The organism is Limnobacter sp. G6BE5S (genome assembly GCF_058448965.1).
Genome location: NZ_JBZFLM010000002.1, coordinates 48,606 through 73,687 on the forward strand (window position 1 = coordinate 48,606; position 25,082 = coordinate 73,687).

Annotated in this window: 21 protein-coding genes and 1 tRNA gene; 18 read left to right on the forward strand and 4 right to left on the reverse strand. The window is 53.2% G+C overall.

Going from position 1 to position 25,082, the window contains the following annotated elements; all coding sequences use genetic code 11:
- The first annotated feature begins 10 nt into the window (after positions 1-10).
- From infB to dusA, 5 genes are all read left to right on the forward strand, one after another.
- Positions 11-2,836 carry a translation initiation factor IF-2 gene (infB, locus tag ACVL1J_RS03435; protein ID WP_159568744.1) on the forward strand — a complete coding sequence of 942 codons (2,826 nt, stop codon included), beginning with the start codon at positions 11-13 and terminating at the stop codon, positions 2,834-2,836.
- Positions 2,837-2,863: 27 nt separating this feature from the next.
- On the forward strand, positions 2,864-3,268 hold the full coding sequence (gene rbfA / locus ACVL1J_RS03440; RefSeq protein WP_341237667.1) for a 30S ribosome-binding factor RbfA: 405 nt from the start codon (positions 2,864-2,866) through the stop codon (positions 3,266-3,268).
- Positions 3,240-4,274 carry a tRNA pseudouridine(55) synthase TruB gene (gene truB / locus ACVL1J_RS03445; protein WP_159569653.1) on the forward strand — a complete coding sequence of 345 codons (1,035 nt, stop codon included), beginning with the start codon at positions 3,240-3,242 and terminating at the stop codon, positions 4,272-4,274. Before rbfA ends, truB begins: the two co-directional genes overlap by 29 nt.
- The gene (gene typA / locus ACVL1J_RS03450) at positions 4,271-6,091 is read left to right on the forward strand and encodes a translational GTPase TypA (protein WP_159568742.1); all 1,821 of its coding nucleotides are present in this window, start codon (positions 4,271-4,273) and stop codon (positions 6,089-6,091) included. The genes truB and typA overlap by 4 nt, the downstream gene beginning before the upstream one ends.
- 68 nt (positions 6,092-6,159) lie before the next feature.
- Entirely contained in the window at positions 6,160-7,137 is a 978-nt protein-coding gene (gene dusA / locus ACVL1J_RS03455) for a tRNA dihydrouridine(20/20a) synthase DusA (protein ID WP_341237668.1), read from the forward strand.
- A gap of 7 nt (positions 7,138-7,144) precedes the next feature.
- Here the strand turns inward: dusA and ACVL1J_RS03460 are convergent, their stop codons facing one another.
- Genes ACVL1J_RS03460 through wrbA form a run of 3 tightly spaced genes read right to left on the reverse strand, consistent with a single transcriptional unit; the run spans position 7,145 to position 9,568 of the window.
- The gene (locus ACVL1J_RS03460; protein WP_341237669.1) at positions 7,145-8,575 is read right to left on the reverse strand and encodes an FAD-binding oxidoreductase; all 1,431 of its coding nucleotides are present in this window, start codon (positions 8,573-8,575) and stop codon (positions 7,145-7,147) included.
- 4 nt (positions 8,576-8,579) lie between these two features.
- The gene (locus ACVL1J_RS03465) at positions 8,580-8,963 is read right to left on the reverse strand and encodes a DUF2069 domain-containing protein (protein WP_159568739.1); all 384 of its coding nucleotides are present in this window, start codon (positions 8,961-8,963) and stop codon (positions 8,580-8,582) included.
- Positions 8,963-9,568 (reverse strand): NAD(P)H:quinone oxidoreductase, encoded by a 606-nt coding sequence (gene wrbA / locus ACVL1J_RS03470; protein ID WP_159568738.1) that lies wholly within the window; start codon positions 9,566-9,568, stop codon positions 8,963-8,965. Before wrbA ends, ACVL1J_RS03465 begins: the two co-directional genes overlap by 1 nt.
- Positions 9,569-9,618: 50 nt before the next feature.
- Here wrbA and ACVL1J_RS03475 point away from each other — a divergent pair, with 50 nt between their 5' ends.
- The 10 genes from ACVL1J_RS03475 (at position 9,619) to ACVL1J_RS03520 (ending at position 19,199) form a co-directional block, all read left to right on the forward strand.
- The gene (locus ACVL1J_RS03475; protein ID WP_159568737.1) at positions 9,619-10,986 is read left to right on the forward strand and encodes a YihY family inner membrane protein; all 1,368 of its coding nucleotides are present in this window, start codon (positions 9,619-9,621) and stop codon (positions 10,984-10,986) included.
- A 179-nt stretch (positions 10,987-11,165) separates the two neighbouring features.
- Positions 11,166-11,399: an RNA chaperone Hfq gene (gene hfq, locus ACVL1J_RS03480; RefSeq protein ID WP_008248719.1), complete on the forward strand. Its 234-nt coding sequence runs from the start codon at positions 11,166-11,168 to the stop codon at positions 11,397-11,399.
- Positions 11,400-11,435: 36 nt separating this feature from the next.
- On the forward strand, positions 11,436-12,557 hold the full coding sequence (gene hflX, locus ACVL1J_RS03485) for a GTPase HflX (RefSeq protein ID WP_341237670.1): 1,122 nt from the start codon (positions 11,436-11,438) through the stop codon (positions 12,555-12,557).
- Positions 12,558-12,593: 36 nt separating this feature from the next.
- The gene (gene hflK, locus ACVL1J_RS03490; protein ID WP_159568735.1) at positions 12,594-13,892 is read left to right on the forward strand and encodes an FtsH protease activity modulator HflK; all 1,299 of its coding nucleotides are present in this window, start codon (positions 12,594-12,596) and stop codon (positions 13,890-13,892) included.
- Between the two features lie 2 nt (positions 13,893-13,894).
- Entirely contained in the window at positions 13,895-14,761 is an 867-nt protein-coding gene (gene hflC / locus ACVL1J_RS03495; protein WP_341237671.1) for a protease modulator HflC, read from the forward strand.
- 69 nt (positions 14,762-14,830) lie between these two features.
- A complete protein-coding gene (locus ACVL1J_RS03500) occupies positions 14,831-15,010 on the forward strand; it encodes a DUF2065 domain-containing protein (protein WP_008248713.1) in 180 nt (59 codons plus the stop codon).
- A gap of 27 nt (positions 15,011-15,037) precedes the next feature.
- The gene (locus ACVL1J_RS03505; protein WP_341237672.1) at positions 15,038-16,234 is read left to right on the forward strand and encodes an ATP phosphoribosyltransferase regulatory subunit; all 1,197 of its coding nucleotides are present in this window, start codon (positions 15,038-15,040) and stop codon (positions 16,232-16,234) included.
- A gap of 3 nt (positions 16,235-16,237) precedes the next feature.
- A complete protein-coding gene (locus ACVL1J_RS03510; RefSeq protein WP_341237673.1) occupies positions 16,238-17,539 on the forward strand; it encodes an adenylosuccinate synthase in 1,302 nt (433 codons plus the stop codon).
- Positions 17,540-17,556: 17 nt separating this feature from the next.
- Positions 17,557-18,033 carry a phosphoribosyltransferase gene (locus ACVL1J_RS03515; protein WP_159568732.1) on the forward strand — a complete coding sequence of 159 codons (477 nt, stop codon included), beginning with the start codon at positions 17,557-17,559 and terminating at the stop codon, positions 18,031-18,033.
- Positions 18,034-18,143: 110 nt separating this feature from the next.
- Complete coding sequence (locus tag ACVL1J_RS03520) at positions 18,144-19,199, forward strand: DUF481 domain-containing protein (protein ID WP_341237674.1); 1,056 nt, start codon at positions 18,144-18,146, stop codon at positions 19,197-19,199.
- A 130-nt stretch (positions 19,200-19,329) separates the two neighbouring features.
- Here the strand turns inward: ACVL1J_RS03520 and ACVL1J_RS03525 are convergent.
- A tRNA-Leu gene (locus ACVL1J_RS03525) sits at positions 19,330-19,416 on the reverse strand.
- Positions 19,417-19,460: 44 nt separating this feature from the next.
- Between ACVL1J_RS03525 and rnr the strand changes: the two genes are divergently transcribed.
- From rnr to parC, 3 genes are read left to right on the forward strand one after another with little or no spacing between them, the layout of a single operon-like run.
- A complete protein-coding gene (gene rnr, locus ACVL1J_RS03530) occupies positions 19,461-21,977 on the forward strand; it encodes a ribonuclease R (protein WP_491665124.1) in 2,517 nt (838 codons plus the stop codon).
- A 14-nt stretch (positions 21,978-21,991) separates the two neighbouring features.
- The gene (gene rlmB / locus ACVL1J_RS03535) at positions 21,992-22,726 is read left to right on the forward strand and encodes a 23S rRNA (guanosine(2251)-2'-O)-methyltransferase RlmB (RefSeq protein ID WP_159568729.1); all 735 of its coding nucleotides are present in this window, start codon (positions 21,992-21,994) and stop codon (positions 22,724-22,726) included.
- A gap of 18 nt (positions 22,727-22,744) precedes the next feature.
- Positions 22,745-25,066 (forward strand): DNA topoisomerase IV subunit A, encoded by a 2,322-nt coding sequence (parC, locus tag ACVL1J_RS03540; protein WP_341237282.1) that lies wholly within the window; start codon positions 22,745-22,747, stop codon positions 25,064-25,066.
- The last annotated feature ends 16 nt before the right edge of the window (positions 25,067-25,082 follow it).

The window sequence follows — 25,082 nt, forward strand, 5'->3', positions numbered from 1 at the left end:
GGAATAGTAGATGACCAGTACCACAGTCGCACAGTTTGCAGCAGAGTTGAAAATGCCCGCCGATGTTCTTTTGGAGCAGCTGAAGTCTGCTGGCGTAAGCAAAACTTCTGAGGCAGATGCAGTTACTGAAGCGGACAAGGGAAAGCTTTTGGAAAGCCTGAGAAAGGCGCACGGATCTGAAAGCGGTCAAAAGAAAATTACCCTCACCCGCAAGCAGACCAGTGAAATCAAGCAAGCAGGCCCTGGTGGCCGTGCACGCACAGTTCAGGTTGAAGTGCGTAAAAAGCGCGTATTCGTGCAGCGCGCTGAAAAAGCAGGTGAAAGCGAGCCCGTTATGGAAGCTCAACTGGATCCGGCTGAACAGGCCCGCCGTGATGCTGAAACACAACGCCAGGCTGAATTGAAAGCGCGTCAGGAAGCGGAGCTGAAAGAAAAACAAGCCAAGCTTGAGCAAGAGCGTGAGCGCGAACTGAAGCTTCAGGAAGAAGCACGCCAGCGCGCCGAAGAAGAGCGCCTTGCCCATGAAGCGGTTGAACAGGCCAAGGCTGAAAACGCCAAACCTGCCAAAGCCGAAGAAGAAACTGATACCAAAGACGAAGCAGCCCAGGCAGCGCGTGCCGAGGAAGCCAAGGCCCGCGAACAACGCGCAGCCGATGCGCTGAAAGCAGAGCAAAAAGCCAAGAAAGCAGCCGAAGATGCGGCCAAGGCCAGTGCGAACCAAGAACGCGCTCGCAAGGCCGCGGAAGCTGAAGTTGCAGCAATTAACCGCATGATGTCCCAGCCCGCCAAGGTCATGAAGGCTGAAGAGCCTGTTGAGCCTCCCAAGGCTGCGGCAACCATTAAAAAGCCTGAGAAGTTGGCCACTGCTGCAGAGGATGACTCTGCAGGGCGTGCTCGCAAAGGTGTTCGCGCACCGGGTGCCAAGGAAGAGCCGGGCCGCCGTCGTGGTGGTTTGAAAACCCGAGGCGAAACTGGAGTTGGCCGCACTGGTGCGGGTGGCTGGAAAGGCCCGAAGGGCAAAAACAGTCGCCACAACCAGGAACAAAGCAACTTCAATCAACCCACCGAACCAGTGATCCGTGACGTTCATGTGCCGGAAACCATCACGGTGGCTGAACTTGCGCACAAAATGTCCGTGAAGGCCGCAGAGGTGATCAAGTGCCTGATGAAAATGGGCCAAATGGTCACCATTAACCAGGTGCTCGATCAAGACACGGCCATGATTGTGACCGAGGAATTGGGCCACAAGGCAATTGCTGCCAAGCTCGATGATCCAGAAGCCATGATCGAACAAGCTGGTGTGGCGCATTCTGAAGCGCCGTCAGTGGCTCGCGCACCGGTGGTTACCGTGATGGGTCACGTTGACCACGGTAAAACATCGCTGCTTGATTACATTCGTAGCGCAAAAGTGGCGTCTGGCGAAGCCGGTGGCATTACACAGCACATTGGTGCTTACCACGTAGAAACCGAACGCGGCATGATCACCTTCCTGGATACCCCGGGTCACGAGGCGTTTACTGCCATGCGTGCACGCGGTGCCAAGGCAACCGACATCGTTATTCTGGTGGTATCGGCCGATGACGGCGTGATGCCACAAACCATTGAAGCCATTCACCATGCCAAGGCAGCCAACGTACCTTTGGTGGTGGCGATCAACAAGATTGACAAGCCTGATGCAAATCCTGAGCGAGTCAAGCAAGAATTGATTTCTCACTCGGTTGTACCAGAGGAATACGGCGGTGATTCGCCCATGGTTCCTGTGTCTGCGAAAACAGGCCTGGGCATTGACGACCTTCTGGAGCAAGTGCTGCTGCAGGCGGAAGTGCTCGAGCTGAAGGCTCAGATCGAAGCCCCAGCCAAAGGCCTGGTTGTTGAGTCCCGCCTGGACAAAGGCCGTGGCCCAGTGGCCACCGTGCTGGTACAAAGCGGTACCTTGAAGAAAGGCGATGTGGTGTTGGCTGGTTCTGCATTTGGTCGCGTACGCGCCATGGTGGACGAAAACGGTCGTTCAATTGAATCCGCTGGTCCTTCAATTCCTGTTGAAATTCAGGGTTTGAGCGATGTGCCGGCCGCTGGTGAAGAAGTAATTGTGTTGCCAGATGAGCGCAAAGCCCGTGAAATTGCCTTGTTCCGTCAAGGCAAGTTCCGCGACGTGAAGCTGGCCAAGCAACAGGCCGCCAAGCTGGAGAACATGTTTGAACAAATGGCTGAAGGCGAAGTTAAACACCTGCCAGTTATTCTGAAAGCCGATGTACAGGGTTCACAAGAAGCCTTGTCACATGCTTTGCAGAAGTTGTCTACCGACGAAGTGAAAGTGCAGGTTGTGCACGCTGCTGTGGGTGGTATCAGTGAATCTGATGTCAACTTGGCGGTGGCCTCCAAAGCGGTGATCATCGGCTTTAACGTGCGTGCTGACCAAGGCGCCCGTAAAACAGCCGAGAACAACGGCGTGGATATTCGCTACTACAACATCATTTACGATGCCGTAGACGAGATCAAAGCCGCGATGACCGGCATGCTGACGCCTGACAAGAAAGAGGAAATCATCGGCAACGTTGAAATCCGCGAAGTGTACAAGATCTCCAAAGTGGGTTCTGTTGCAGGTTGTATGGTGACCGACGGCTTGATTCGTCGTGGTGCAGGTGTGCGCTTGCTGCGTGACAACGTGGTGGTGTGGACTGGCCAGCTGGCCTCGCTCAAGCGCTTCAAAGACGACGCCAAAGAAGTGCGCCAGAACTTTGAGTGTGGCTTGCAGCTGCACAACTACGACGACATCCAGGTTGGCGACATTCTGGAAGCATTTGAAGTGAAGGAAGTGGCCCGTACGCAGCTGTAATTGCTGCGTGGGTTTGAAAAGGAAAGTATGCGTCACAAGAAAAAAGCACCAGCCAGAGGAATTCGGGTTGCCGAGCAAATCCAGAAAGACCTGGCTGAGCTGATCCCCCGTGAGTTGAGAGACCCACGGCTTGGGTTTGTCACAATCACAGATGTGGAACTGACACCCGACTACGCCTATGCAACCGTGTATTTCTCGGTATTGACTGGTTCGGCGGAGACCACTGAAGAGGCATTGAATGACTCCTCAGGTTATTTGCGCAATTTGATTTTTAAAAAGTTGCACATTCACACTGTGCCTACCTTGCGTTTCAAACACGACCAATCGGTAGAGCGTGGGGCTGAAATGTCCCAGATCATTGACCGGGCGCTGAAAGGCGAGGGTGGTGGTGCCACGGATTCGGATGGTGGTGGCGACGGTGGCGGTGACTAAAAAGCAAAAACGTGCCTTGTCTGGTGTGTTGTTGTTCGACAAATCGACTGGTTATTCGTCCAATCAAGCCCTGCAAATCGTCAAGCGCCTGTACCGTGCTGAAAAAACCGGCCACACAGGTACGCTGGACCCATTGGCAAGCGGCTTGTTACCATTGATGTTCGGTGAGGCGACCAAGTTTGCGGCAGATTTGATCGACGCAAGCAAATCCTACCGAACCAAAGTGCGGCTGGGTTTTTCAAGCAACACCGGCGATGCAGAGGGTGAATTGACGAAAGTCAGTACCCGCGCGCTTGAAAGCATCACCGAGATTGAGGTAAAACAGGTGTGTGCGCAGTTTGTTGGGGAAATTCAACAGACGCCACCGATGTTTTCTGCATTAAAGAAAGACGGCAAGCCTTTGTACGAGTATGCTCGCGAAGGCATTGAATTGGACAGACCTGCTCGAACCCTTTTGATCCATCAATTGGATGTCATTAAAGTCGAGCACAATCAGCAAGATGGTGAACTTGGTTGCACCATTGAGCTGGAAGTAAATTGCAGCAAAGGCACCTACGTGCGCACCCTGGGCGAAGACATCGCCAAGGCATTGGGCACGGCAGGCTACCTCACCGAACTGCGGAGAACCGCGATTGGTGACTTGAAAGTGGAACGCGCGTACACCCTGGATGCACTCAAAGTGCTCGGTGAATCGGAAACCCCCTTTGACGCTTTGGATGCTGTGCTTTTCCCGGTGGATTCGCTTTTGGGCAGCCTGGGGAAAGTTGAATTGAACAATGAGTTTGCGCGGCGGTTTTCGCACGGGCAACGGTTGCCACTGGACTTGGTCAACGCCAAACCAGGGCGAGTGCGGGTGTACGGAGAAGCCCCCGCGCAGGATGTGAACACCGATGTAAGCAATACGGCCTTCAAAGGCAATTCCCTGTTTATGGGAACAGGCATTTTAGAAACGGATGGGAAGGGCGCCTTGCTTCGACCCGACAGATTGATTCAGGTAAATTTATGACACGCGCATTACGTAACGTTGCAATTATCGCCCACGTGGACCACGGCAAAACCACGCTGGTTGACCAACTCCTTCGCCAGTCTGGCACCTTCCGCGAGAACGAAAAGCTCGAAGAACGTGTGATGGACAGCAACGACATTGAAAAAGAACGTGGTATCACGATTCTTTCCAAGAACTGCGCAGTTGAATATGAAGGCACCCACATCAACATCGTTGACACCCCAGGACACGCCGACTTTGGCGGTGAAGTGGAGCGCGTGTTGTCGATGGTTGATTCGGTTTTGTTGTTGGTAGACGCCGTAGAAGGCCCAATGCCACAAACACGTTTTGTAACCCGCAAGGCATTGGCCTTGGGTTTGAAGCCCATCGTGGTAGTGAACAAAGTAGACCGTCCTGGCGCCCGCATTGACTGGGTAATCGATCAAACCTTTGACTTGTTCGACAAGTTGGGTGCAACCGATGAACAGCTGGACTTCCCGATTGTTTATGCTTCTGGTTTGAACGGTTTTGCTGGCGATACACCCGATGTGCGCGAAGGCACCATGCGCCCCTTGTTTGAAGCCATTTTGAAGTATGTGCCTGTGCGTGATGATGACCCCAATGGTCCCCTGCAATTCCAGATCACATCGCTCGATTACAACAGCTACGTGGGCAAGATCGGTATTGGCCGTATCAAGCGCGGTACGGTGCGGGTTGGCCAGCAGGTAACCTGTATCAACGGTCCAGACGGCACTCCATTTAATGGTCGAATCAACCAGGTGCTGAAGTTCCGTGGTCTGGAGCGTATTCAGGAAGAAGAAGCCCAAGCTGGCGACATTTGCCTGATCAATGGTATTGAGGAAATCGGCATTGGAACCACCATCTGCTCACCTGAAGCAGTAGAAGGTCTGGAAATTCCAGCGATTGATGAGCCAACATTGACCATGAACTTCATGGTCAACACATCTCCACTGGCTGGCCGTGAAGGCAAGTTTGTAACCAGTCGCCAGTTGCGTGACCGTTTGCAGCGTGAATTGAAAGCCAACGTGGCCCTGCGCGTTAAAGACACCGACGACGACACCGTATTTGAAGTGTCAGGCCGTGGTGAATTGCACCTGACCATCTTGCTGGAAAACATGCGTCGTGAAGGCTATGAATTGGCCGTGTCACGCCCACGCGTGGTGTTCAAGGAAGTTGACGGCGTGAAGTGCGAGCCCTACGAAATGTTGACCGTGGATGTGGAAGACTCACACCAGGGTGGCGTGATGGAAGAATTGGGTCGCCGCAAAGGTGACTTGCTTGATATGTCACCCGATGGCAAAGGCCGTGTTCGTCTGGAATACAAAATTCCAGCACGTGGTTTGATTGGTTTCCAGGGTGATTTCATGACCCTGACACGCGGTACTGGCTTGATCAGTCACGTATTTGATCAATACGCACCGATTCGCGAAGGTGGTTCTGCCGAGCGTCACAATGGCGTGCTGATTTCTCAAGACGATGGCGATGCAGTTGCTTACGCCTTGTGGAAGTTGCAAGACCGTGGTCGCATGTTTGTGTCACCAGGTGAAGCCTTGTACGAAGGCATGGTGATTGGTATTCACAGCCGTGACAACGACCTGGTTGTAAACCCCATCAAGGGCAAGCAGCTGACCAACGTTCGTTCATCGGGCACTGACGAAGCCGTTCGCCTGGTTCCTCCAATTCAAATGAATCTGGAATACGCAGTTGAATTTATTGCTGAAGACGAATTGGTGGAAATTACGCCGAAGAATATTCGCATTCGCAAGCGTTTCCTGAAGGAACACGAGCGCAAGCGCGCCAGCCGCGACGCAGCGTAAGCCGCAAGGTTGAATCTTAAAGGGGGCGTGGCTTTGGCCTCGCCCTTTTTATTTGTAAAATTCAAACCATGACTTTCAAACCCAGAACACTTTCTGTTGCCCCAATGATCGACTGGACCGACCGGCATTGCCGCAGGTTCCATCGAGCCATTAGCCGGCACACCTGGTTGTATACCGAGATGATCACCACAGGTGCCTTGGTGTACGGCGATCGCAATCGTTTTTTGGCATTCAACGAGGAAGAGCATCCTGTCGCCTTTCAAATTGGAGGTAGCGACCCGGAACATCTGGCAGCGTGCGCAAAGTGGATCGAACAAGCGGGTTACGACGAATTGAACCTGAATGTGGGCTGTCCATCGGAGCGCGTGCAAAAGGGGTCTTTTGGTGCCTGCCTGATGGCTGAGCCTGATTTGGTAGCCGACTGCGTCAAAGCCATGCGGGATGCTTGCTCAATCGACGTAACGGTGAAGCATCGAATCGGGCTCGATTACGATGAAAGCGAAACCATGCTGTACGAATTTGTCGGCAAGGTGAGTGAAGCCGGTTGCAACACTTTCATTGTGCATGCACGCAATGCGGTGTTGAAGGGTTTGTCGCCAAAAGAAAACCGTGACATTCCACCCTTGCGTTATGAGGTTGTAAAGCGCTTGAAGCAGCATTTTCCGCATCTTCAAATTATTTTGAATGGCGGAATCACTACCGTGGACGCTATCAAAAGCCACTTGGATTGGGCAGACGGCTGCATGATTGGTCGAGAGGCGTATTCCAATCCCTGGCTACTGGCCCAGTTTGATGAAGTCATTGGCCAACCCACGGATACAAGAACTCGTTTCAACGTGATTGATGAATTACGCGCCTACGCTGACCAGGAATTGCGCAAAGGCGAGAGCATTCGGAATATTACGAAATCCTGGCTGGGCTTGTTTCACGGGCAGCCGGGCGGCAGGCTTTACCGCCAGGTGTTGTCAGATTCAACCTTGCTGAAAGCCAACAATTGGCAGGTGGTTGAAGACGCTTTGGCGAAAATGCTCAAGCATGCTGCTTGAGTAGGCACTAAAGCAACACCAACTTGCCAGGGTTCAGAAGATTCTTTGGATCCAAAGCCTGTTTAATTGCTTTGAATGCCGCGTAGTTGCTTTTGCTGGTAATGTCCCGCAACAGTTCAGCCTTGAGTTGACCAATGCCGTGTTCGGCCGATACGGTGCCACCGCACTGCAAAATCGCGTTATGCACCAAGGTGTTTAACAAACTTTGGTGTTGTTTCAGAAATTCCGCAGAGTCACTGCCTTTGGGTGCAGACAAGTTGAAATGCAGGTTGCCATCGCCAAGGTGGCCAAACAACACCGGCCGAACATCAACCCCATGTTCTGCGATTTCATTTAATGCAATATCGTGAAATACAGGCAATTGTGACACCGCACACGCCACATCGTGTTTCACGTTCAAGCCCTCTTTGGCCTGTGCTTCGGATATGTTTTCTCTCAAGGCCCAAAAGGTATCAATTTCCCGCCCGCTTTGCGCAATTGCAATGTTGCGCACGCCTGGGAGTTCCTCGAGCAAGGCTTCCAGCGTTTTGGTGACCTGCTCGCGCAATGCGGTTTCGGGGCCCAAAGAGGTAAATTCCGCCAGTACATGGTCCTCCGCGCCCGGGCCAGTGGGTGCACGGCCTGGAAAATGGGTTTGAACCACCTCAATTGCATTGGCGTTCATCCACTCGTAGCTGCTGAGTTCGCCAAACAGATGGCTTTGAACAAACCCCAGCGCATCGACTGCAACTTGAATGTTGTCCACATTCAGCCAGGCCACACAACGGCTTTTGGGGGCAGGGTACACCTTCATGCACGCCGTGGTCACTATGCCCAGTGTGCCCTCTGAGCCAATCAACAAATGGCGCAAGTCGTAGCCGGTGTTGTTTTTGCGAAGTCCTCGCAAGTCACCACACAACTCGCCCTGTGCATTCACATATTCAAGACCCAGGCACAATTCTCGGGTATTGCCATAGCGCAGCACAGCCACACCACCGGCGTTGCTGGCCAAGTTGCCACCTAAGGTGCAAGTGCCTTCCGAGGCCAAACTCAAGGGGAACAGGAATCCGTGGGCACTTGCATATTCCTGAATTTCATACAAGGTGTAGCCCGCGCTGGCGGTCAGTGTCAGGTTGCTTTCATCCAGCTTCAACACCTCGCGAATTCGACCAGTTTTAAGCACCACATGCGGGCGCTTTGATGCGTCGCCCTCTGCTGTGGGTACGGCGCCACCCACCAACCCCGTGTTGCCGCCTTGGGTGGAAATGGCGACGTCGAATTGGTCGCACACCTTCACAATGCCCTGAATCTGCGCAGCGTTCAGGGGTTCAAGCAGGGCCAGTGCGGTGGTTTGGTAGCGTTTGCGCCAATCGGTGCATGCGTGGGCAATGTCCGTGGTGTCGGTCTTGACCGTCAAGCCCGGCACCTGTTTGCGCAACTGGTCAAGAAATTCGTTCATGCCTTCAGGCTACCTTGGTTTTTGGCACTTTGTAAGTGCGCGCAAACACGCTGACGCTGGCAAAAAGTGCGATGGTCAGAAACACCTCGAGCCCGGCCATTAACTGAGAGGCAAGGGCGGGGTCGGAACTGGCCCGTGTTGCGCCTTCTGCAAAGTACAACCACACCAACAGAGAAGTAGCCTGATAGGTGCGTACGCGTTGTTTGAATATGCCGGGCACCACCAATAGCAAGGGCAATACCTTCAGCACCAGCCAGCTGCCACCCGGGCGAATCGGCGCAATAAACAGTTCCCAGGCCACGCACAAGGCGATCAGGGCCAACAGGCTGGTTACGGTCGCCCAGTAGGCTTTGCTGCGGGTTGAATTCATGTCGGGGGTGCTGCTCATCAGGGTTTATCCATGTGTTGTAGTGCCAGTGCTGCTTTTGCCAAACGCACGCCTTGCGCCCTGGCCAGTGCTTTTTCGTGTTCGGAAAGTGGGTTGTGTCCTTTTGTCCCGGCCCAATGGGTCACGCCGTAGGGTGTGCCGCCGGTGGTGGTGTCGTGCAAGGCCTGTTCGGAATAGGGAATACCCAGCCACAACATGCCATGGTGAATCAGGGGCAAGGCCATGCTGGTTAACGTGGTTTCCTGGCCGCCATGCAAACTGCTGGTGCTGGTGAATACGCAAAACGGTTTGTTGATCAGGTCACCTGCAAGCCAGTTTCCCACTGTGCCATCGATAAAATACTTCATCGCGGCCGCCATATTGCCAAACCGGGTCGGGGAGCCAAGTGCCAGGCCTGCGCATTCTTTCAAGTCTGCCGGTTCTGCGTAAGGTGGGCCATCCGCGGGGATGTCTGGCTCTGTGGACTCGCTGTTGGCAGACACCCCGGGTACTGTGCGAAGCCGCGCTGAAACGCCCTTGACTGAATCGACGCCCAAAGCAATTTCACGTGCCAATTGTGCGGTGGTACCGTGGCGGGTGTAATACAAGACCAATACTTCAATCATGCTTAAGGGTTATCATGGGGGCTGTTGGAACCCCTATTGTATCGAAGCGCATGAGTTCAGCCGCACCTTCCGAAACAACTGAGACCAAGAGTTTCAAAACCGTCGGCAAACCCGTTGAGGAAAGCCAAACCCGCCGGGCCCGTTTTATGCGGGGTGCCCGTCGTGCATTCAGTGTGGCCGATGTGGAATTGTCCCCGCTGAATTTGCGCTGGTGGATTGCATTTACCCGCCTGGTCAGTCAGCGCATTAGCGAGCAACGTTTGCCCCAAGTGGCGGCCAGCTTAACCTTCACCACTGTGCTTTCGCTGGTACCCCTGGCCACTGTGGTATTGGCCATATTCACTGCATTTCCAATGTTTGACCGTTTGCAGTCGTCGTTGCAGGGTTATCTGATCGAGAGTTTTTTTCCGGAAACCTTGTCAGAAACCATTCTGACCTATGTCACACAGTTTTCTGACAAGGCGAAGGGGCTGACTGCCATTGGTATCGTGTTCTTGGTTATTACCGCATTGACCACCATGTTCACTGTGGATCGGGTGTTCAATCAGATCTGGAACGTGAAGCGTCAACGCTCGACTATCAACAAAGTGCTGTTGTACTGGGCTGTTCTGTCTTTGGCGCCAGTATTGATCGCTTTGAGTATCAGCGTATCGACTGCCTTGATTGGCGAGTCCATGAGTGGCATCAATCCAGTTCTTGGTGGTATGTTCCCGGCGCTGAATCTGATACCCCTTACCCTGACCGTGTTGGCGTTTGCATTCATCTATCGCGCAGTGCCCAATCGCGCCGTACATTGGAAAGATGCCTTGGTGGGCGGTGCGCTGGCAGCCATTCTGTTTGAAATTTCAAAGCGGGCCTTCGCGGCCTACATCACGCATTTCCCAAGTTACACCGCTTTATATGGCGCTTTGGCGGCGTTTCCAATCTTTTTGCTTTGGATTTATGTGAGCTGGATTATTGTGCTGCTGGGTGCTAGCACCGTGGCGGCGTTGCCAGTGGCCCGAACCGGCTACTGGAACCCCAGCAACCGCCCCGGTGAACGGTGGTTGCAAGGTTTGAGCGTGTTGGTTGAACTGGAAAAATCGCGCCAACAGGAAAAACCCGGCATGACCATGGAAGAGTTGAGGGTGTTTGCCAAAGTGCCACCTGATCAACTGGACGAGATCCTGAGCTTGCTGATAGACCATGGAGTGATTGGACTCTTGGCGATTGTAAGGGGTGATGATCGATTTGCCTTGATCTGCGACCCGGCCAATATCAGTGCAGAAGTGGTGGCAAAAGCATTGTGGTACGACCCTTCCTTGACGGCGGAATGGGCAGCCCGATTGCCACAATCTACGGCGAGACTTTCCGAGTTTCAGGAAGAATTTATTCGTCGGCCCCGCCTGTCTCAATGGCTTGAACTCGCGCCTTGCTAGGTGGGTGATGTCAACGGGAATCACTCTTCGGCGTTGGATTTGAACTTATTGTGAAAAAAGAGTGTCCATATCTACAAAAGAAGAGCTTACGTTTGGCACCCATAGGTGCTTTCTGTAAACTAAGCGTGACGAGCCAAAAGCTCTGACATTTAATAATATCAACACAGTCTGGAGCTGTTATGAGTAACAAAGGGCAATTACTACAAGACCCCTTCCTCAATTTGCTGCGCAAAGAGCATGTACCCGTGTCCATTTACCTGGTCAACGGTATCAAGCTTCAGGGCCAAATCGAGTCTTTTGATCAATACGTGGTTTTGCTGCGTAATACGGTAACCCAAATGGTCTACAAGCACGCAATTTCAACGGTTGTGCCTGGCCGTTCAGTTACATTCACCCCCGAGGTGAAGGAGTAAACTTATCTTCACTTTCCAATTTTTCCGCGGTTTGCAATGACGCGTAGTTCCCTGGTTGCACTTGACCTTGGTCAACACGAGTTCCGCGAAAGTGTCGATGAGCTGGCTCTACTGGCCACCTCTGCTGGTGCAGAGGTGATCGGCGTTTTCGTGTCCAAACGGCGTTCCCCCGACTCCGCAACATTCATTGGCTCTGGCAAGGTGCAGGAAATACTTGCGCATTGCGATGCAGAAGAGGTCGAGCTGGTGATATTCAATCACAGCTTGAGTCCTGCCCAGCAACGAAATCTTGAAAATGCCCTAGGGCGTCGCGTGATCGACCGCACCGGGCTGATTCTCGATATTTTTGCCATTCGCGCGCGCAGTTTCGAAGGCAAGTTGCAGGTCGAACTGGCCCAACTGCAGTACATGGCTTCGCGACTGGTTCGCGGCAACGCCAATTTGTATGGTCAGCAAGGTGGTATCGGCATGCGCGGGCCGGGTGAAACCCAACTTGAAACAGACCGTCGCCTGATCGGGGTGAAGGTCAAACAGTTGAAAACCCGTCTTGAAAAGCTGCAGAAGCAGCGCCAAACCCAACGCAGGCAGCGTGAACGCAGAGGGCAGTTCACGGTCGCAATTGTGGGCTACACCAATGCGGGAAAAAGTACGCTGTTCAATTCAATTACAAGCGACAAAGCCTATGCCGCCGATCAGCTCTTTGCCACTTTGGACACCACCACACGTCGCGTTTGGCTGGCGCCCAAGATAGACATGGCACTTTCCGATACCGTCGGGTTTATTCGCGATCTGTCACATTCTCTTGTCGATGCGTTCAAGGCGACGCTTGAAAGTGCAGTACACGCCGATGTGCTGCTGCATGTTGTCGATGTGAGTTCGCAGGTTCGGCACAGTCAAATCGATGAAGTCAACAAAGTGTTGCACGAGATCGAAGCAGGAGATGTTCCGCAGGTGATCATCTGGAACAAAATAGACGCCTGCGAGCGTTCTGTGGAAGTCGAGCGCGACGGCAATGGTAAGATTTTGTCCGTGGCGGTGAGTGCACGCTATGGGCTTGGCATTCCTGAATTGAGGGAATGTTTGACTGAACTTGCAGCCAACTTCTATGCTCAAAGCAGGGGTGCAGACACGCAGTCAGATCAATTGCAGTGGGCCTGAACGTCAACAATTATTTTTTCAGCAGTAGGAACAAGCATGTCAATGAATGATCCGGATTGGGGCAGAAATTCATCGGGTAATCAAAATAACGATGAACCCACAAAGCCTCAAGATCAAGACAACCGCCGTCCCGGAGGCCGTCAAGACGGCCCACCTGACCTGGATGAGCTGTGGCGCGACTTCAACAGCAGGCTGAATCGCCTGTTCGGCAAGAAGGGTGGCAATGGTGGTGGCCCGCGTGGCCCGGTTGGTGGCGGCAACGGTGGCCCCAGCATGGAAAATGCCGGCAAAGGGTTCACAGCCGTTGTTGTGGTTGCTGTGCTCGTTTGGCTAGCCAGCGGCTTTTACATCGTGCAAGAAGGTCGCGAAGGCGTGGTGCTGCAGTTCGGCAAATATCACCACACCTCAATGCCCGGTTTTCAATGGCGTTTGCCCTATCCAATTCAGTCGCATGAGGTGGTGAACTCCTCTCAGGTGCGCATTGTTGAAGTCGGGTATCGCAACGACGTGAAAAGCAAGGTATTGCGTGAAGCCCTGATGCTGACTGAAGACGAAAACATTATCGACATTCAGTTCGCGGTTCAGTATCGCCTTAAGGATGCTGGCGATTATCTGTTCAACACCATTGATCCGGATGAGTCCGTGAAAATGGCTGCTGAAACAGCCATTCGCGAGGTGGTTGGCCGAAGCAAGATGGACTTTGTGTTGTACGAGGGCCGAGAGCAAATTGCCCTGAATACAGCCGAGGTAATACAGGAAATTCTCGACAAGTACGGCACGGGTATTTTGGTCTCTAGCGTGACCGTTCAGGGTGTTCAACCACCAGAGCAGGTTCAGGCGGCATTTGACGACGCAGTGAAAGCCGGGCAAGACCGTGAGCGCTTGAAAAACGACGGTGAAGCATATGCCAACGATGTCATTCCACGTGCGCGAGGCAATGCAGCCCGTCTGCGGGAAGAGGCCGATGGTTACCGTGCACGCGTGGTTGCTCAATCCGAAGGTGATTCAGCTCGCTTTAAAGCCATTCTGACTGAGTACGAAAAAGCACCCAAAGTCACAAAAGACCGCCTGTACATTGATGCAATGCAAGAAATTTACACCAATGTAACGAAGGTCATTGTTGACTCCAAGGGGAACAGCCAGTTGCTGTACCTGCCTTTGGATAAATTGATCGAAAAAACTGGCGCATCAGGGTCGGAAGGCAATAGCGCAGCATCTGCTGCAGCTGCAGCCAAGGCCGCTGAGACCAGTCCATCCGCACCTCGCGGTGCAAACGATGGATTTGATACTAGTATTCGCGATGCCATGCGCAATCGTGACCGGGGAGCTCGCTAATCATGCCTAAAATATTTGTTGTTGTAGCGGCTGCGCTGATTGGCTTTTTTGTGGCCAACACCTGCCTTTATGTTGTAGACCAGCGCCAGTACGCCATTGTGTTTGCTTTGGGTCAGGTCGAGGAAGTGCGCCAGGAGCCTGGCTTGTATTTCAAGCTGCCAGCCCCCTTCCAGAACGTGATTTTTCTCGACAAACGGCTTCAAACCATTGATACACCAGAGCCAGAGCGTTTTATTACGTCTGAAAAGAAAAATCTGTTGATCGACTCTTACATCAAGTGGCGTATTGTTGATCCCCGCTTGTACTTCGTTCGTTTGAGCGGAGATTCTCGTTTGGCACAAAGCCGCATGTCGCAGGTGGTCAAGTCGGCCTTGAACGAGGAAATCACCAAGCGCACAGTACCTCAAATGGTTTCTGGTGAGCGCACCACCGTGATGGACACCGTGGTGGAAAAAGTGAAAGACGAAGCCACCGAGATTGGTGTGGAAATCGTTGACGTGCGCTTAAAGCGGGTCGATCTGTTGCCGGAAGTCAGTGAATCTGTTTTCCGTCGTATGGAAGCTGAACGCAAGCGGGTTGCCAACGATCTGCGAGCGACTGGTGCTGCAGAAGCCGAGCAAATTCGTGCCGATGCCGATCGCCAGGTGGTCGTAATTTTGGCCGAAGCATACAGAGAAGCACAAACAATCAAGGGGGAGGGTGATGCAAAGGCCGGTTCGATTTATAATGCCGCTTTTGGTCGCAATCCCGAGTTCTATTCCTTTTACCGCAGCCTGGATGCCTACAAGCAGTCTTTGACGTCCAAGTCTGATGTAATGGTGGTTGATCCGCAGTCCGATTTCTTCAAGTTTTTGCAAAAAACGCAGTAACTTGGGCTTTCGTGCGCTTGCGTGGGTTAATCACCTTCGCTTGAAAGGTCTGGCTCAGGGAAAACTGATATGAGCGAGACCTTTTGGCTGGCTTTGGCCCTCGTGTTTATTCTCGAGGGTTTCATGCCTTTTCTTTTTCCGAAACAATGGAAAGAGACCTTTCTCAAGATTGCCTCGCTCACAGAAGGACAAATACGGTTTGTGGGGCTGGTGGCGATTCTCATCGGTATCACGCTTTTTTTGTTTTAAAACACTCGTTTAAGAGTTGGAATAGTCATGTCTGCTTGGCTTCTGCCAGAGTCTGTCGCCGATGTTTTGCCTTCCGAGGCTCGGCGTATTGAAGAATTGCGTCGGTCCTTGCTGGACCGTTTTCGCGTATACGGCTATGAGCTGGTGATGCCTCCCATGCTGGAGTACACCGAGTCTTTGCTCGGCAATGCGGATGCCTCGCTGAACCTGCAAACTTTCAAGTTGCTGGACCAGGCCAGTGGGCGCATGTTGGGCTTGCGGGCCGACACAACACCGCAAGTTGCCCGTATCGACGCTCATATTTTGAATCGCAAGGGCGTTACCCGCCTGTGCTACTGCGGGCCCGTGTTGCACACGCAGGCTTTGGGCTTGCACAACACCCGTGAGCCGCTTCAATGCGGTGCTGAGCTCTATGGTTGCGGCGGCATTGAGGCCGACCTGGAAATATTGAATTTGGCTGTTGATACCCTGAATTTGTCCGGGTTGAAGGGTTATCGCCTTGCCTTGTCACACGCCGGTTTATTGGCCGCAGTGGTGGATGGAGAAGGTTTAAGCGACAACTTGATTCACAGTTTGCATGATTGCCTGGCTCAGAAAGATCGCCCGGCACTAGAGGCTTTGTTGAATGGCGTGTCCGCGACTTGTAAAGCCAATGTGCTGGCTTTGCTTAACCTGTATGGTTCGGTGGGTGGCGGCAATTGTGTATTGAATCGGGCTGCCGATACGCTGCCACGGAACCCGAAAGTGGGTGCGGTATTGAATGAACTGCGCACCCTGATTGCCCGTTTGCAGGAAACTGTGTCGGCCATGCCTGCGTTAATTCTTGATCTGGCAGATTTGGCCAGTTTTGATTACCACAGCGGCCTTATTTTTTCTGCTTACGTAGAAGGGTGTCCCAACGCGATTTTGCGTGGTGGTCGTTATGACGATGTGGGTGCGGTGTATGGCCGTGCTCGTCCAGCCACTGGTTTTTCAGTGGATCTGCGTGAACTGGTGTCGTTGCAGGCAGTGCATTCCAAGCCCAAAACCGCCATTCGTGCGCCCTGGGTGTATGACACTGATTTGATGGCTGTCATTCGTGAATTGCGCAGTCAGGGCGAGGTGGTGCTGCAGTCGCTGCCCAACACCGCCCAAGAGGAAGAAGAGTTTGTATGTGATCGGCAGCTTGTACAGGCCAACGCCGTGTGGAAAGTGGTGCCGATTGGCATGAATCAGGAGAAATAGGAAATGAGTTTTCGAAACGTGGTTGTGATTGGTACCCAGTGGGGTGACGAAGGCAAGGGTAAGGTTGTGGACTGGTTGACAGACCATGCCCAAGGCGTTGTCCGTTTTCAGGGTGGCCACAATGCTGGCCACACGCTGGTGATTGGTGGCAAGAAAACCATTTTGCGCCTGATTCCTTCCGGCATTTTGCGCCCAGAAGTGCAGGTTTACATTGGTAACGGCGTTGTGCTGTCACCCGAGGCCTTGTTAAGCGAGATTGATGAGTTGCAAGCTGGTGGCATTTCAGTTGAAAGTCGCCTGAAAATCAGCGAAACCTGTCCCTTGATTCTGGATCACCACGTGGCGCTGGACAAAGCCCGCGAAGCCAAGCGTGGCGATGCGAAAATTGGCACCACCGGCCGCGGCATTGGCCCAGCTTATGAAGACAAGGCTGCACGTCGTGCCCTGCGCGTTCAGGATTTGTTCAATCCCGAAAAATTCCGGGCCAAGCTGGATGAAGTGCTTCACTACCATAACTTTGTGCTGACGCAGTACCTGGGCGCTGAGCCCGTGGATGCCCAAGTGGTGTTCGACAAAGCGATGGCCCTGGCGCCCCGCATCAAGAACATGGTGGCTGATGTACCTACCTTGCTGCAAAAGGCCAATGACGAAGGTCAAAACCTCTTGTTTGAGGGCGCGCAAGGTGCATTGCTGGACATCGATCACGGTACTTTCCCGTTCGTAACCAGTTCCAACTGTATCGCCGGAGCAGCCTCTCCTGGCGCCGGGGTGGGTCCACAGCGCTTGCAGTATGTGTTGGGTATTACCAAGGCCTACGCCACGCGTGTGGGCTCAGGTCCGTTTCCCACCGAGCTGTTTTGCGAAAAAGGCATGTACCTGGCCAAAAAAGGCAACGAATTTGGTTCAGTGACAGGTCGCCCGCGTCGCTGCGGCTGGTTCGATGCAGCAGCCTTGCGCCGTACCATTCAATTGAATGGTGTTTCTGGCCTGTGTATTACCAAGCTTGATGTGCTTGATGGCATGGAAACCATTCAAATGTGTGTGGGCTATGAATTGGCCGATGGCACCACAACCGATATTCTGCCGTTCGGCAGCGACAAGGTTGAAGGTTGCAAGCCGATATTCGAAACCTTCCCGGGTTGGAAGGGCACCACCTTTGGCGTGAAGAAGTTTGACGATTTGCCGGAAGAGGCAAAGGTCTACCTAAAGCGCATGGAAGCGGTGTGTGGTGTACCAGTCGATATGATTTCTACTGGCCCCGACCGCGACGAAACCATCGTGTTGCGCCACCCTTACAAAGCTTAAGCCGGCCACTCACGAGAATGAGCGGCAAGCTGCACATTGATTATGCGCAGTACCACCACCTGATTGATCAGGTGGTGAACGCTGTTCAAAATTCAGGCTTTCGCCCAGATTGTATTTTGGGTGTTTCCCGTGGGGGTCTGTTTCTGGCTGACGGCTTGTCCCGTTCACTGCGTAAACCCATGGCTGTGATTGCTGCATCCTCTTACCGTGATGAAGATGGAACCGCGCAGGGCGAGTTGCGTCTTTCAGCCAGTATTGCGTCTGTTTCACCAGTAAGTGGCAAGGTGCTTTTGGTCGACGATCTTGCTGACACCGGGCACACTTTGCAGGCCTTGTGTGGGCATTTGCGTACACATTGCCCCGGCATTGATGAGCTTAAAACCGCGGTGGTTTGGGTAAAGCCCGGGTCGGTTTTCAAGCCTGATTTTGCAGCCGAGTATCTCGATTCCGATATCTGGATCGTGCAGCCATTTGAAACTCGCGATTTCCACTGAATATCTGATATTAACTCCCGTCAACAATGCCTTATTTATGGCCTAAAAAGGCCTAAAATCCGATGTGTTATCCTATGGGTCCAATTACCTGCCAAGGAGACCTCGGGACAATGTCTGTTTTACAAGAAGTAGCCGTGAAAAATTCCCCCTGTTTTTTCAAATTAGCGCCAGCTTGCGCACTCGCAATTTCCCTATTCAGTAGTCCGGTTAATGCCGCAAATGTGGTGTTGACGAATGGTGATCGCCTGACCGGCGAAGTCATCAAGCTCAGCGACAACATTCTCACCTTCAAGTCGCCCATGATTGGCGTCGTTGAATTGCCCTGGAAGCAGGTGCTGGAGTTGCAGTCCGACGAAGGTGTAACTGTAAAGCTCAAAAATGGTAGCGCTGCGAAGGGCAAGGTGACCTTAAGCCAGCAAGGCGAGTTGATCATTGATCAAGGCGATTTGGGACGCTCCAAGCCGCTACAGAAGGCTGACGTTGCCATGTTTAACCCACCTGTAGTTGATAACTCTGTGAAATACAGTGGACGGGCCAATTTGGGGGGTGTGTTTAACCGAGGCAATTCCGAAGATGAGGCCTTGAACTTTGATGCGGAATTTATCGCCCGCACACCTGAGAACAGATACACCCTGGCTGCCGAAGTCAACGAGGCTGAGTCTGCCGGCGTGACCACGACGTCGAACCGTTATTTGTTGACCCAGTACGATGCGTTTTTAAGCGAGAAAGATTACTTGTTTGTGAATGCAAAGGGAGAGCAAGACAAGCTGGCTGATTTGAATTTGAGAACCTCACTTGGTGCAGGTTATGGTTACCAGTTTTTTGAAACCGAACGTGCGAAGTTGTCCACTGAATATGGTTTGGCTTACATCAATGAAGATTACATTGTTGCATCCGATGAGTCTTTTCCCTCGCTAAGCCTCGGTTTGAATTACGAGCGCAAATTTTGGGACAAGCGCTTGGTGTTTTTCAACAACAATGATTTGTCGATCAGCCTGGAAGACACGGCTGATGCACTTTTCAAAACAAAAATCGGTTTGCGGGTTCCCATTGTTGAAAACGTGAACGTGGCCACGCAGCTGAATGTGGACTACGACAACATGCCGCCGCCTGGGGTTAAGAAAACCGACAGCAGCCTGATTTTCAGCGTGGGCTATGGTTTCTAAGTGAAATTATTAGCGAATTTGTGTTGCAGGCACCAGCGGCAATGCAAATTCGCAAAGCGCTTTGGAAATTCAGAATTAAAGCTGGGAAAGTGCTGTACACTGCGTTGAAACGCATAGGGAAGAAAATTGCTGGTGCCCAGGAGAGGACTCGAACCTCCACAGTGTTACCACCACTAGGACCTGAACCTAGCGCGTCTACCAATTCCGCCACCTGGGCACAGGTGCGAGCCGTGAATTCTAATGAAATAAATAAATTTGTCAATGCATAAAACAGAAATAAAAATCCCAAGTCGTGAAGACATCCTGGCTGTATTGCGCCAAGCGCAAGCCCCCTTAACCCGCGAACAGGTTTACGAGCACCTTAAACTCACCGAAGATCAAATCCCCATTATTGAAAAACGCCTGAATGCCATGGAGCGTGATGGCCAATTAATGCCCAACAGAAAAGGCATGTTGTTGCTTTCTACCAAACTGGATTTTGTGGCTGGCCGCGTGGCGGGGCATCGTGATGGTTTCGGTTTTCTGGTTCGGGACGATCGCGGGCCCGACGCATTCCTTTCCCCGCGTGAAATGCAAAAAGTGTTGCATGGCGACCGTGTGCTGGTGCGAATTACCGGCACTGATCACCGCGGCAAGCCCGAGGGCACCATTGTTGAAGTGACCGAACGCAAAACCAACCGCTTGGTTGGGCGCCTTGTTTCCGAGCGCGGTATTTTGCTGGTCATACCCGAAGACCAACGCATTAAACACGACATTCTGGTGTCGCCCAAAGACGTGGGCAATGCCACGCCTGGCAAGGTGGTCACGGTTGAAATCATCGAGCAGCCCACACGTCATTCACAGCCCATTGGCAAGGTGGCTGAAGTACTGGGTGAGTTAGACGACCCCGGCATGGAGATCGAGATTGCTGTGCGCAAATTCGACGTGCCGCATGAATTCAATTTGCTCACCATGAATCAGGCGGAAAGCATTCCGAATGAGGTGGAGCACAAAGACCTGAAAGGCCGCGTGGATTTGCGCGATGTGCCTTTTGTCACCATCGACGGCGAAGACGCACGAGATTTTGACGATGCAGTGTATTGCACCCCATCGAACGACACCAAGGGCGGCTGGCGTTTGCTGGTGGCCATCGCCGATGTAAGCCATTATGTGTTGCCTGGCACACCGATTGACCAAGAGGCCACCAAGCGCGGTACTTCCGTTTATTTTCCGCGGCGGGTTATTCCCATGCTGCCCGAAAAGCTCTCCAACGGACTGTGTTCGCTAAACCCTGGCGTGGACCGCCTGGTGCTGGTGTGCGACATGATCATTGGCCCCAAGGGTGCGATCAAGGCCTATCAGTTTTACAACGCCGTGATCCATTCCTCAGCCCGCTTAACCTACAACCAGGTTTGGGATGCACTAACCGATCCGCAAAGCATGGCTGCCAAGGCCATGGGCTCAGGGTATGGCGACATTGAAAACCTGTACACGCTTTTCAAGGTGCTGTTTGAATCGCGTCAGCGCCGTGGTGCAATGGAAATTGACACGGTTGAAACGCAGGTGATGCTCGATCCCGATGGCAAAATTGACAAGATTGTGCCCAAGCGTCGCAACGATGCGCACCGCTTGATTGAAGAATGCATGTTGGCGGCCAACGTGTGTGCGGCGGATTTCCTGGAACGCAGCAAACACCCCAGTTTGTACCGCGTGCACGAAGGGCCAACCGTTGAAAAATTGCAAAACCTGCGCGCCTTTTTGCGCTCGGTGGGTTTGACGCTGGACGGTGACGACGACCCCACCAGCATGGACTATGCGAACCTGATGAAGAAAATTCAGGGTCGCCCCGATCAAGCTTTGTTGCAAACCATGATGTTGCGTTCCATGCAGCAGGCCATTTACACACCGCACAACAGTGGTCACTTTGGCTTGGCTTATCCGGCTTATGCGCACTTTACATCGCCCATTCGCCGCTATCCTGATTTAATGGTTCATCGAAGCATTAAAGCCCTGTTGGCTGGCAAGCGTTACGTGCCGCTGCCACTGGACGAGCGCGAGTTCGAAGATTTCGACCCCAAGCGCCGTGTGGACAAGGCCGAGGAACTGGCTCGCTGGGATCAATCCGGTAACTGGTTTTCCTCCACAGAACGACGCGCAGACGAAGCTTCTCGCGATGTGATGTCCTGGCTGAAGTGTTTCTTCATGAAAGAACGTGTGGGCGATACCTTCCAGGGCCATGTATCGGGCGTAACAAGCTTTGGCTTGTTTATTACGCTTGATGCCCTTTATGTTGAGGGCCTGGTGCACGTGTCTGAACTGGGTACCGAGTACTTTCAGTACAGCGACAGCCTGCATGAATTGCGCGGCGAGCGCAGTGGAATTCGTTACCGCCTGACCGACCCAATCAACGTTCAGGTTTCGCGGGTTGATCTGGATGCCCGCCGAATTGAATTCCGTCTGGTTCAGGGCGTGAAGTTCGAGAGCCTGATGCGAGATCCCGGTTCAGCCAAGCCGAATGGCAAGTCTGGCAACCGGCCCCAGCGGCAGCAGGGTCGCCGTACCAACCCGACTCAGCTACAGAATGCGGTGCAAGATGCGGGCAAAACAGCGCCTGTGTTGCCCCCCGAGGAAAGCACTAGTTCACGGGGTGTTAATAAAAAACGCGCGGCCGATGAATCGCGCAGCAAAGCGGCTGCCGAGAAAAAACGCAAGGAAGAAATTCAAAAAGCCAAGCGTGTTGCTCGTCCCAAGCCCGCCACTGGGTCTAAAATGCGCACTGCAGCGAAAAAACCTAGATAAGCGGAGCGTATCAATTGGCCATTTTGTATGGTTTTCATGCCGTGTCGGCCCGGGTTAAAACAGCCCCGGCCAGCGTAGACGAGGTGTTGGTTGACCAACACCGCAAAGACAAGCGCATGCAGCAGTTCATCGACAAGGTGAAGGCCGCAGGCGTGAAGGTCAGTGCAGCTGATTCTGATCGTTTGGAAAAAGCAGCAGGTCACAAACAGCACCAAGGTGTGGTGGCATTTGCCAAAGAATTGGTGAAAAGCAACGACCTGTTTGAAATCATTGATACCCACGGCAAGAACACCTTGCTGCTGGTGCTAGATGGCGTGACCGATCCGCACAACCTGGGTGCTTGCCTTCGCAGTGCTGATGCCGCCGGTGTGCATGCTGTGGTGTTGCCCAAAGACAAATCGGTGGGTATTACCCCGGTGGTCTCGAAGGTGGCTTGTGGCGCAGCAGAAACAATCCCTGTGATCACCGTGACCAACCTGGCTCGCACGCTGGAAGAAATTCAGGATGCGGGCGTTTGGTGTATCGGCACGGCGGGTGAGGCCACAGATACACTTTACGATGCTGATTTGAACGGCCCCATTGCCTGGGTGCTTGGTGCAGAAGGCGATGGCATGCGCCGCCTGACCCGTGAAAAATGCGACCAACTGGTGCAAATTCCGATGATCGGCAGTGTTGAAAGCCTGAATGTGTCGGTGGCCAGCTCGGTCTGCCTGTTTGAAACCCTTCGTCAACGTCAATTTTCAAAATAAGAAACCTCGAAGCACCGCATGGAACAACTAACCCTGGATGCAACGCCACCTTCTGGCGACGACTCTGAAACGATTACGCTGGGCCTTTACGCCGAACGTGCCTACCTGGACTATGCCATTTCCGTGGTCAAGGGTAGGGCGTTGCCCGAGTGTGCTGATGGCCAAAAACCCGTGCAACGGCGAATTTTGTATGCCATGAATGAAATGGGTTTGGCCAACAATGCCAAGCCTGTGAAGTCGGCCCGCGTGGTCGGTGACGTATTGGGTAAATATCACCCGCATGGCGACCAGGCTGCCTACGATGCACTGGTGCGCATGGCGCAAAACTTCACCTTGCGCTACCCGTTAATCGATGGCCAGGGCAACTTTGGTAGCCGCGATGGCGACGGTGCTGCCGCCATGCGATACACCGAAGCCCGTTTGACACCCATCGCCAAGCTGCTGCTTGACGAAGTGGACATGGGCACTGTCGATTTTATTTCCAACTACGATGGCAGCTTTCAAGAGCCCAAGTTGTTGCCTGCGCGCCTGCCGTTTGTGTTGTTGAATGGCGCGTCTGGCATTGCAGTGGGTATGGCCACTGACATTGCACCGCATAACATTCGGGAAGTGGCCGCAGCCACGATCCACTTGATCAAGCACCCGAATGCCGACCTGGATACCATCATGGGCCATTTGCCTGCCCCCGACTTTCCGGGTGGTGCGCAAATTATTTCGCCTGCCAGTGCGATGAAAGAAATTTATGCGGGCGGCCGGGGTTCAATCAAGGTGCGTGCCCGTTGGGACATTGAAGAAATGGCCCGTGGCCAATGGCAGTTGGTGGTCAAGGAACTGCCACCGAACACCAGCACGGCCAAAGTGCTTGAAGAAATTGAAGAACTGACCAACCCCAAAGTGAAGGCTGGAAAAAAAGGCCTGAGCACCGAGCAGCAAAACCTGAAAGCACAGGTATTGGCCATGCTGGATGCTGTGCGGGATGAATCAGGCAAGGAAAATGCGGTGCGTTTGGTGTTCGAGCCGAAAAGCCGGAATGTGTCTGTTGAAGAGTTTTCAAACCTGCTGTTGAGCCACACCAGCCTGGAAACCAATACATCGATCAACCTGGTGAGTATCGACAATGCCGGTCGCCCCGGTCAGCGCGGCCTGATCGCCATGCTGCTGGACTGGATTGAATTCCGAAAAGTGTGCGTGACCCGCCGCAGCCAGCACCGCTTGGCACAGGTAAATGACCGAATCCACGTGCTGGAAGGTCGCCTGATCGCGTGGCTGAACATTGATGCAGTGATCAAGGTGATTCGTGAAAGCGATGAACCCAAGCCCGCGCTGATCGAGGCGTTCAAGCTGAGCGATCGCCAGGCCGAAGACATTCTTGAAATTCGACTGCGCCAATTGGCTCGTCTTGAAAAAATCAAGATTGAGCAGGAACTGGCCAAGCTGGGCGAAGAAAAAGCCGACCTGGAAGCCTTGCTGGCCGATGATGGCAAACTGAAAACCCGAATTATTGGTGAAATTCGCAAAGACACGGACACCTATGGCGATGACCGCCGAACCTTGATTGAAGAGGCCACCAAAGCCAGCATTGAGGTGAAAGTGGTTGAAGAACCCACTACGGTGATTGTTTCCCAGAAATTCTGGATTCGAAACCGCCAGGGTCACGGTCACGACGCCGCCCAATTCACCTTCAAGGTGGGCGACGCCCTGTACGCAGCCTTTGAATGCAAAACCACCGACAACACCTACTTGTTTGGCGCAGGCAACGCGCTGGGCAAGGTGTTCAGTGTGCCGGTTGCAGCCTGGCCGGGTGGCAGGGGCGATGGCATACCGGCGCAAAGCCTTGTTGAGCTTAATGGAGGCACTCTCAGCCACGCGTTGGCTGCACAGGCTACCCAGCCAGTGTTTCTTGCTTGCAGTGCAGCCTACGGCTTCTTGGCCACTGCTGGCAACATGGAAAGCCGCATGAAGGCGGGAAAGCAGTTCATCAGCCTGAACCCTGGTGAAAAGCTTTTGCCACCTGTGTTGTTGATGCCTACAGACGACCGTGTGGCGGTGCTTTCTGAGGCCGGGCGTTTTCATGTGTTCATGCTGGAGGAGTTGAAGCAGCTTTCTGGTGGCGGGCGCGGTGTGCAGTTGTTGCCGCTTGATGACAAAGACTCCTTGGTGGCTGCAATTGCCTTTGGATCTGCGGATAGCCTGGTGGTTGCCGGTGTGGGCCGTGGCGGCAAAGATCGAGAGGAAGTGCTAAAGCCTGCTTTGCTGGCTGAACGCCTGGGTAAACGTGGGCGCAAGGGCAAAGAACTCGACATCAAGTTCAAAGCCGATACGCTGCGCAAAGCTGGTTAAAAAAAGCCCTTCGGGG

Excerpts from the sequence above, each read along its gene's own strand:
- hflC (WP_341237671.1), top strand. The coding sequence starts at position 13,895 with ATGCCTAAAATATTTGTTGTTGTAGCGGCTGCGCTGATTGGCTTTTTT.
- dusA (WP_341237668.1), top strand. The coding sequence starts at position 6,160 with ATGACTTTCAAACCCAGAACACTTTCTGTTGCCCCAATGATCGACTGG.
- ACVL1J_RS03510 (WP_341237673.1), top strand. The coding sequence starts at position 16,238 with ATGAGTTTTCGAAACGTGGTTGTGATTGGTACCCAGTGGGGTGACGAA.
- hfq (WP_008248719.1), top strand. The coding sequence starts at position 11,166 with ATGAGTAACAAAGGGCAATTACTACAAGACCCCTTCCTCAATTTGCTG.
- ACVL1J_RS03520 (WP_341237674.1), top strand. The coding sequence starts at position 18,144 with ATGTCTGTTTTACAAGAAGTAGCCGTGAAAAATTCCCCCTGTTTTTTC.
- truB (WP_159569653.1), top strand. The coding sequence starts at position 3,240 with ATGGTGGTGGCGACGGTGGCGGTGACTAAAAAGCAAAAACGTGCCTTG.
- rbfA (WP_341237667.1), top strand. The coding sequence starts at position 2,864 with ATGCGTCACAAGAAAAAAGCACCAGCCAGAGGAATTCGGGTTGCCGAG.
- ACVL1J_RS03500 (WP_008248713.1), top strand. The coding sequence starts at position 14,831 with ATGAGCGAGACCTTTTGGCTGGCTTTGGCCCTCGTGTTTATTCTCGAG.
- ACVL1J_RS03475 (WP_159568737.1), top strand. The coding sequence starts at position 9,619 with ATGAGTTCAGCCGCACCTTCCGAAACAACTGAGACCAAGAGTTTCAAA.
- ACVL1J_RS03505 (WP_341237672.1), top strand. The coding sequence starts at position 15,038 with ATGTCTGCTTGGCTTCTGCCAGAGTCTGTCGCCGATGTTTTGCCTTCC.
- rnr (WP_491665124.1), top strand. The coding sequence starts at position 19,461 with ATGCATAAAACAGAAATAAAAATCCCAAGTCGTGAAGACATCCTGGCT.
- typA (WP_159568742.1), top strand. The coding sequence starts at position 4,271 with ATGACACGCGCATTACGTAACGTTGCAATTATCGCCCACGTGGACCAC.
- ACVL1J_RS03460 (WP_341237669.1), bottom strand. The coding sequence starts at position 8,575 with ATGAACGAATTTCTTGACCAGTTGCGCAAACAGGTGCCGGGCTTGACG.
- hflK (WP_159568735.1), top strand. The coding sequence starts at position 12,594 with ATGTCAATGAATGATCCGGATTGGGGCAGAAATTCATCGGGTAATCAA.
- ACVL1J_RS03515 (WP_159568732.1), top strand. The coding sequence starts at position 17,557 with ATGAGCGGCAAGCTGCACATTGATTATGCGCAGTACCACCACCTGATT.
- infB (WP_159568744.1), top strand. The coding sequence starts at position 11 with ATGACCAGTACCACAGTCGCACAGTTTGCAGCAGAGTTGAAAATGCCC.
- hflX (WP_341237670.1), top strand. The coding sequence starts at position 11,436 with ATGACGCGTAGTTCCCTGGTTGCACTTGACCTTGGTCAACACGAGTTC.
- wrbA (WP_159568738.1), bottom strand. The coding sequence starts at position 9,568 with ATGATTGAAGTATTGGTCTTGTATTACACCCGCCACGGTACCACCGCA.
- ACVL1J_RS03465 (WP_159568739.1), bottom strand. The coding sequence starts at position 8,963 with ATGAGCAGCACCCCCGACATGAATTCAACCCGCAGCAAAGCCTACTGG.
- parC (WP_341237282.1), top strand. The coding sequence starts at position 22,745 with ATGGAACAACTAACCCTGGATGCAACGCCACCTTCTGGCGACGACTCT.